Genomic DNA, 7,718 nt, shown 5'->3' with positions numbered 1-7,718 from the left:
GATCAGTACAAGGATTGTCGTGGTGGGTCAGAGCTGGCGCCACATATGGATCTTGTCGAAGTAGTCTTCGCCCACCCGCACGGCGAGTGGTTCGAGGCCGTACTGAATGAAGCCGCAACGCTGGTACAACTGAAAAGCCGCGTCATTGCCGGCGGTGACAGTGAGCTGCAGCAGTTTCAGCGCCGGATGCTTTTGCGCTTCGGCCAATGCCGCCTGCACCAGATCAAAGCCCAGACCCCGGCGACGAAAATCCGCCGAGACATACATGCCGAAGAGAGTAGCCTTGTGGCGCGCCTTCTCGCGCGGTTCGAACGCCAGGCCGACAATCCCGGCCAACGTCCCGGCATCGAATGCCCCCAGCACTACATCGAGCTTGCTGGTCAGGCGCCCTTCCCACCAACTCAACGGCAACACTGCGCGTTCGCGCACGCTGGAAGTGAAGGCCTGCGGATGCCGGTCATAGGCTTCAAGCATCAGTTCGCGGTAAGCCAGGGCGTGGCTGGCGTCCAGCCGTTCGATCCACATGTCAGGCGGTCCGGCGTTGTTCGAGCATCAGTTTTACGGCGAGGCCGCCGAGGACCATGCCCATGAAATAACGCTGCATCGCCAGCCACGTCGGGTTGCGCACAAACCACGAGGCGATGCCTGCGGCGAACAGCGCGATCAACAGATTGACGCTGAAGCTGACGCTGATCTGCGTGAGGCCGAGAGCGATGCTTTGGGTGAACACCGAGCCGTGCTCAGGGCTGATGAATTGCGGAAACACCGACAGATAGAACACGGCGATTTTCGGGTTCAGTGCGCTGGTGAGAAAACCCATGGTGATCAATTTGCGCGTCGAGTCCGGCGGCAATTGCTGCGCTTCGAACGGCGAACGCGCGCCGGGTTTCACCGCTTGCCAGGCCAGCCACAGCAGGTACAGCGCACCGGCCCATTTCAACACTTCATAAGCCATCGGCACGGCGAGAAACACCGCCGTCAAACCCGCCGCCGCGGCGAACATATGCACGAAGAACCCGCCGACCACGCCAAGTAACGAAGTCACTCCGGCGCGGCGCCCTTGACAGATCGACCGCGAGATCAGATAGATCATGTTCGGCCCCGGCGTCAGCACCATCAGCAATGCGGCGGCGGCGAAGATCAGCAGGTCTTGCAACGGGATCATGGCAACGTCCTTTGCGGGAATGATCAGGCGAGTGCAATCAGTGAACGGCGATAAAACGGCAGGATGTGCTCGCGTGTCAATGGCGCCAGCTCGAGCGCCGGATCAGTGGCCGGATCGACCCAGATGACTTCCTCGATTTCCGCCGCCGGGCAGACGTCGCTATCGATGGTCAGTTGAAAGATTTCCGCATGGACAATGAAGCCCGGCTCGTTGGCGGCGGGGGCGGAAAAACTGTTGAGGAAAATCGCCTGCGCCGGGTCGATCTGCAGCCCGAGTTCTTCTTCCAGCTCACGGGCCAATGCGTGCACTGGCAACTCGTTGGCTTCGATCTTGCCGCCCGGTTGCATGAAAGCCGTGGTGCCGCGCTTGCGCACCAGCAGGGTCTGGCCTTGCGCGTTGAGCAACAGGGCTGCGGCGATATGAATGGTCGACATAAAGTAATTCCCTGGCGCAAAAGCGCCAAGGATCCCATGCCCGTCAGAGGGAAGCCAAGCCACGAAGCTCAGGTCGCTTCCTGAAAATCCAGTTCCGGCGGCTGACGGCGGAAACCACCCGTCAGCACGGCGAGATACACCACACCAATCGCCAGCCAGCTCAGCCCCAGCCACACCGCCAGATGATCAAGGCTGACCATCAGCCACAGGTCGGCGACCAGACCGATCAGCGGGCAGAGCAGAAACAGCAGCAACTCGCGCGGGCCTTTTTTCTCGCCGCCGATCCAGTAATGGAAGATCACCGACAGGTTGACCAGGCTGAACGCCAGGAACGCGCCGAAGTTGATGAACGAGGTCGAGGTGGTCACATCGAGTTTCAGCGCCAGCAACGCCACCGCCGCGCACAACAGAATGCTGTTGACCGGTGTGCCGAAGCGCGCATGCAAGGTGCCGAAAAATGACTTCGGCAAGACGCCGTCGCGGCCCATGGCGAACAGCAGTCGCGAACCACTGGCCTGGGCCGACAGCCCCGAGGCGAACTGGCCGACGATCAGGCCGATCAGGAAGATCGACACGAACAGGTCGCCACCGATGTTGCGCGCAATCTCATAGGCTGCCGAGTCGATGCTGTCGAACTGGAACGATGGATGAGCGATCTGCACGAAGTACGAAACGCCAACGAAGATCAGGCCGCCAATCAACGTGATCAGCATGATCGCCCGGGGTATGGTGCGGCGTGGATCGCGGGTCTCTTCGGTCAGGGTGCTGACTGCGTCAAAGCCAAGGAATGAATAGCAGGCAATCGCGGCGCCGCTCATGATCAGCGGCATCTGCATGTCGCCGTTGAAGAACGGTTTGATCGACCACAGCGGCGTGCTCGCGTCGCCGCCGATGTAGTGCACGCACAGCGCAACGAAGGCGATCAACACGAGGAACTGCACCAGCATCAGCAAGGCATTGATGCCGTTGGCCAGTTTCAGCCCGACGATGTTGATCGCACTGGTGATGCCGATGAACGCCAGCACCCAGATCCATTGCGGGATCGACGGAAATGCCGAAGCCAGATAAGCGGCGCCGATCAGCCAGATCGCCATCGGTAGAAACAGGTAATCGAGCAACACCGCCCAGCCGGCAATGAAACCGAGTTTCGGACTGATCGCCTTGCGCACGTAGCTGTAAGCCGAGCCGGCGACCGGGAAAGCGGCGGCCATGCGTCCGTAACTCATGGCGGTGAAGAACATTGCCACCAGCGCGGCCAGGTAGGCGGCCGGCACCATGCCGGCGGTGGACTGGGCGAGAATGCCGAAAGTGCCGAGGACAATGATCGGCGTCATGTAGGCGATGCCGAACAGCACCACCGACCCTAGCGAAAGGGTGCGTTGCAAACGAGCCATGGGCGACTTACTCCGAATGTTATTGGATTTATGGCAGAGCCGGGTTCGGCAAAAATTTCGGGTGTGGCTGATTATTTTTGTTCGACTGAAGATCGTTACCCCCTCACCCCAGCCCTCTCCCCCAAAGGGGGCGAGGGGGAAAGGGAGCCGATCTATGTGGACTTCAATATCTGAGTTCGACTCGGTATCTCAGGTCGATGTATCTCGAAACTACACCTCGGTCAGTACCCTCTCCCTCCGGGAGAGGGCTAGGGTGAGGGCAGCGGTTATGGGTGTGGAATCAATAGCTCGCGAACACCGCAAGCCTGCTCCACCACCTCCCCCAGCAACTTCAAACGCTGATCATCCAGATAGCGATAATCCTTGCGCGCAAAGTCCAGTTGCGTGAAATCCAGCTCGACCCTGAACTGCCCTTCTTCACGTCCGGCCTCGAACAGCAGGGTCCCCAGCGGATCGACCAGCGCGCTGCCGCCGGCAAACACCAGACCGTCATCCCCCGCCTCGACGCGATTGACCATCAGCGCAAACGCCTGGTTTTCCTGGGCGCGGGCCATGATCGCGGTGCGGTGGGTAGGGCCGTACGGGTCCATGTTGCCGTTGGTGACGATGAGCAATTCCGCACCCAGTTGCGCCAGGGCGCGGGCGGTTTCCGGGAACTCGATGTCGTAGCAGATCAACAGGCCCACGCGCACGCCGTTCCACACGCAGGTGGCGTAACGGTCGCCGGCTTCGAACACGCCGCGATCCGAAGCCCACAGATGGGTCTTGCGGTATTTCAGGGCGATGCCTTCGGGGGTGATCAGCAGCGTGGGGTTGTAGTAGCGGCCGTTGTCGTTCTCGGCCATGCCGACCACCACGGCGATGTTGCGCTCACGCGCCGCCGCAAGCACGGCGCTGACGGTCGGGCCGTCGAGCGGTTCGGCGATCTGCGCCACGGTTTCGGCGTTGGGGAAGCCCATCAGGTGGGTTTCCGGGAACACGATCATCTGCGTGTCGGCCGCGCAGGCAGCAATCGCCGCCAGTGCGCGTTGCAGGTTGTAAGCCGTGTCGTTGTCACGGCCCGCCAGTTGGGCGAGTTCGACTTTCATGGTTATCCCTTGTTATGTGGCCCGGCCCGGAAAGATTGCCCGGTGCCTGTCTGTGGGCCAGTATGCGCAGCAAGCAACCGGCCAGGGAATCACGCGGCCGGGGTAACCCGATAGGGGTAGATCAATGACACTTTCGTTGAATGACATCACTTGGCACCGCGCCGTCGGGCAACTGATCGACGCGCTCGACAAGCCGAATTTCTGGGCGCAACTGGTGCGTCTGCTTGAGCAGTACGTGGCGTTCGATAGCTGGGTGGTGCTGCTGTTCAGCGCCGATCAGCATCCGCAAGTCTTCGCCGAATGCCCCGGCGAGGACGGCAGCCCGGACCCGTTGTTCCAGGATTACCTGCGCGGTTTGTATTTGCTCGATCCGTTCTACATCGCCTGCCGCGAGCAGTCGCGCACCGGCCTGTATCGCCTCTCGGAAGTCGCGCCGGAGCATTTCGAGCTGACCGAGTACTACCAGCGATACTTTCGTCTGAATGTGGTGGCCGACGAAATCCAGTTCAATTGCCAGCTCGAAGGCGAGCGCACGCTGTGCCTGTCGCTGGGCAGTGAAAAACGTTTCACTGGCGAACAGATCGCTTTGCTGTCTTTGATTCAACCATGGGTGCTGGGCCTGTTGCGCCAGCGCCTGCCGTACGAAATCAACGAAACCGTGGCCCTCGCCGCCGCACCTGCGCAGGCAGACTGGCGGGTGCAACTGGAAGCGTCGGTGCAACAGCTCAAGGGCGCCCAACTGACCGCGCGGGAACTGGACGTCGGGCGTTTGATGCTCAGCGGTTGTTCCAGTAAGGAAATCGCCCGCAAGCTGGAAATCTCCGTGGAAACCGTGAAAGTCCATAAGAAACACATGTACAGCAAGCTGGGGATCAAATCCCAGTCCGAGCTGTTTTCGATTTTTCTGCAGGCGCAGAACGCCTGAAACAATGTGACTAACGCATTTCTGTGGGAGCGAGCCTGCTCGCTCCCACAGAAATGCGTGCCGTTGCACAAAATTGAGTCCGAACCAAGGAAACCGTATGAGCCTGTCGCTGCTGAGCCGCTACGCCTTCTTTGCCGTCTGCGTGATTTTCACCCTCGCCAGCCTGCCCTTTCTCGAACATGACTGGCTGTGGCCGATCACCGCCGTCACCGCGGTGCTGAGCCTGCTCGGCGTGTTCGACCTGTTGCAGACGCGCCATGCAGTTCGCCGCAATTATCCGATTCTGGGCAACATCCGTTATCTGGTCGAAGGTATCCGCCCGGAGATTCGCCAGTATCTGCTCGAATCCGACAGCGACGCCCTGCCCTTCTCCCGCGCCCAGCGTTCGCTGGTGTACTCGCGAGCGAAAAACGAAACCGCCGACAAACCGTTCGGCACATTGATCGACGTCTACCAGTCCGGCTTCGAATTCATCGGCCACTCGATGCGCCCGGCGCCGTTGAGCGACCCGAACGGTTTCCGCGTCACTGTCGGCGGGCCGCAGTGCACGCAGCCGTATTCGGCGTCGATCTTCAATATCTCGGCGATGAGCTTCGGCTCGCTCAGTGCCAACGCCATTCGCGCCTTGAACCAGGGCGCGAAACTCGGCAATTTCGCCCACGACACCGGTGAAGGCAGCATCAGCCCGTATCACCGCGAACACGGCGGCGATCTGACCTGGGAGCTGGGCAGCGGCTACTTCGGCTGCCGCACCAGCGACGGCCGTTTCGACCCTGAGCGCTTCGCCGTGCAGGCGCAGAATCCGCAAGTGCGCATGATCGAAATCAAGATGAGCCAGGGCGCCAAACCCGGCCATGGCGGGATCTTGCCCAAGCACAAGGTCACCAGGGAGATTGCGGAAACACGCGGCATCCTGATGGGCGAGGACTGCGTCTCGCCGTCGCGCCACAGTGCGTTTTCCACGCCGATCGAGATGATGCAGTTCATCCAGCAACTGCGCGAACTGTCCGGTGGCAAACCAGTCAGCTTCAAATTTTGCCTCGGCCATCCGTGGGAGTTCATGGGCATTGCCAAGGCCATGCTGGAAACCGGCATCCTTCCGGACTTCATCGTCGTCGATGGCAAGGAAGGCGGCACTGGCGCAGCGCCTGTCGAGTTCACCGACCACATCGGCGTGCCGATGCGCGAAGGCCTGCTGTTCGTGCACAACACGCTGGTCGGCCTCAACCTGCGCGACAAGATCAGACTCGGCGCCAGCGGCAAGATCGTCAGCGCCTTCGACATCGCCAGCGTGCTGGCCATCGGCGCTGACTGGGCCAACTCGGCGCGCGGCTTCATGTTCGCCATCGGCTGCATCCAGTCACAGTCGTGCCACACCAACAAATGCCCGACCGGCGTCGCCACTCAGGACGCCCTGCGCCAACGCGCTCTGGTGGTGCCGGACAAGGCCCAGCGCGTCTACAACTTCCATCGCAGCACGCTCAAAGCGCTGGCGGAGATGCTCGCTGCCGCCGGGCTTGATCATCCATCGCAACTATCGGCCAAGCATCTGGTACGACGCATGTCGGCGACCGAGATCAAACTGTTCTCGCAGTTGCACGTGTTTTTGAAACCGGGGGAATTGCTCACCGGTGAAGTGAATGGCGAGTTCTATTCGCGGATGTGGCAGATGGCGCGGGCGGACAGTTTTGAGCCGAGCGAGGTCGTCGCAGCGTAGAGAACAGACGGAACATCGTACCTATTCGGAACTCCGATTCTTGAATTCAGAAAAGCAATATCATGGTGGCTCAACTGCCATGACACAGTACTTGAGAACGGCCGAATTCTTGAATTCGGCCGTATCTTTTAATTCGACCGAATACTTATTCGGATAGTTATTGATGTGTTCCCTATCCCATTGATCGGCGATCATAAAAAAACAGACCGGCGCCTTACCTGCAGCCATACCATCCTCAATAACATCAAGACCTGCCACGTCAATTGAAGCACCTAATAATTTAAAGTAGGTCGCATGGAGAGTATCCCAACGTCCATACACGGGAATATTTCCCCCTTCATTAATTATTTTGATAGCCGGAGACCTCAAGTCGTGTTCAATCCTTACACTTTCAGGCAAATCTGCTCCTTTTAAAAAATAGGAAACAGACACCAACGCAAGGAATGCGAGCAACACTACTCTTGCCCCACCCCCTCTTACTTGCTCGACACCACAAGCAATAAAAACCAGCAACACCGGAACAAAAACAATAATATTCTTCTCCGATAATACAGGGGTAAAAAAAATCGATTTCACGTATGCGACTGCGTAACTTATCAACCACCAACTCAAGAGTAGTGACAAGGGCAAGCGCTCCGCATCTTTTTTAATCAACGAGTTCAACCCGAATAATAGAAGCAAAAGACTCAACAACGCCGCAGATAGATCACCGAAGGGCAACACCAATGATTCAACTGCAAATGTTCCAACAGGAACCTGAATCCAGGTATCTTTTCTTTCCATATTGATCAAAATATAGGGAATTATTGGAACAATTGACGCTAGGATAACAACGCCAGCTCCCGCACCGAGAAAAAAAACACGCTTTTTAAAACGCGGGCAAAATGAAAACCACATTAAAAATAAGGCCTGATTCATGACCAGCAGAAAACCAAAATAATGCGTATTGACCAAAGCCGCGCACGCCAGCGCGTAAGATATTGCGCTTGAATAAT

8 protein-coding genes are annotated in these 7,718 nt (G+C 58.6%); 2 read left to right on the top strand and 6 right to left on the bottom strand.

Annotated elements, in window-relative coordinates; translation table 11 throughout:
* Positions 1-27: 27 nt before the first annotated feature.
* From F8N49_RS22950 to F8N49_RS22930, 5 genes are all read right to left on the bottom strand, one after another.
* Positions 28-525: a GNAT family N-acetyltransferase gene (locus F8N49_RS22950; protein ID WP_151552722.1), complete on the bottom strand. Its 498-nt coding sequence runs from the start codon at positions 523-525 to the stop codon at positions 28-30.
* Between the two features lies 1 nt (position 526).
* Complete coding sequence (locus tag F8N49_RS22945; protein ID WP_151552720.1) at positions 527-1,165, bottom strand: LysE family translocator; 639 nt, start codon at positions 1,163-1,165, stop codon at positions 527-529.
* 23 nt (positions 1,166-1,188) lie between these two features.
* On the bottom strand, positions 1,189-1,599 hold the full coding sequence (locus F8N49_RS22940; protein ID WP_073473193.1) for an NUDIX domain-containing protein: 411 nt from the start codon (positions 1,597-1,599) through the stop codon (positions 1,189-1,191).
* A 68-nt stretch (positions 1,600-1,667) separates the two neighbouring features.
* A complete protein-coding gene (locus tag F8N49_RS22935; RefSeq protein ID WP_122706532.1) occupies positions 1,668-2,993 on the bottom strand; it encodes an APC family permease in 1,326 nt (441 codons plus the stop codon).
* Between the two features lie 266 nt (positions 2,994-3,259).
* A complete protein-coding gene (locus F8N49_RS22930; protein WP_151552718.1) occupies positions 3,260-4,081 on the bottom strand; it encodes a carbon-nitrogen hydrolase family protein in 822 nt (273 codons plus the stop codon).
* A gap of 124 nt (positions 4,082-4,205) precedes the next feature.
* Here F8N49_RS22930 and F8N49_RS22925 point away from each other — a divergent pair, with 124 nt between their 5' ends.
* Together F8N49_RS22925 and F8N49_RS22920 are read left to right on the top strand one after the other, a co-directional pair.
* Positions 4,206-5,006 carry a LuxR C-terminal-related transcriptional regulator gene (locus F8N49_RS22925; RefSeq protein WP_024014176.1) on the top strand — a complete coding sequence of 267 codons (801 nt, stop codon included), beginning with the start codon at positions 4,206-4,208 and terminating at the stop codon, positions 5,004-5,006.
* Between the two features lie 97 nt (positions 5,007-5,103).
* Entirely contained in the window at positions 5,104-6,723 is a 1,620-nt protein-coding gene (locus F8N49_RS22920) for an FMN-binding glutamate synthase family protein (RefSeq protein WP_151552716.1), read from the top strand.
* A gap of 60 nt (positions 6,724-6,783) precedes the next feature.
* On the opposite strand, the gene F8N49_RS27965 is transcribed toward F8N49_RS22920, so the two are convergent.
* Positions 6,784-7,718, bottom strand: a 935-nt coding sequence (locus F8N49_RS27965) for a hypothetical protein (RefSeq protein WP_178117065.1), incomplete at its 5' end; no start/stop codon positions are given.

This window comes from Pseudomonas sp. GXM4 (genome assembly GCF_008923895.1).
In the GTDB taxonomy this organism is placed as follows: domain Bacteria; phylum Pseudomonadota; class Gammaproteobacteria; order Pseudomonadales; family Pseudomonadaceae; genus Aquipseudomonas; species Aquipseudomonas atacamensis.
This window is presented reverse-complemented; position numbering and strand designations above follow the sequence as displayed.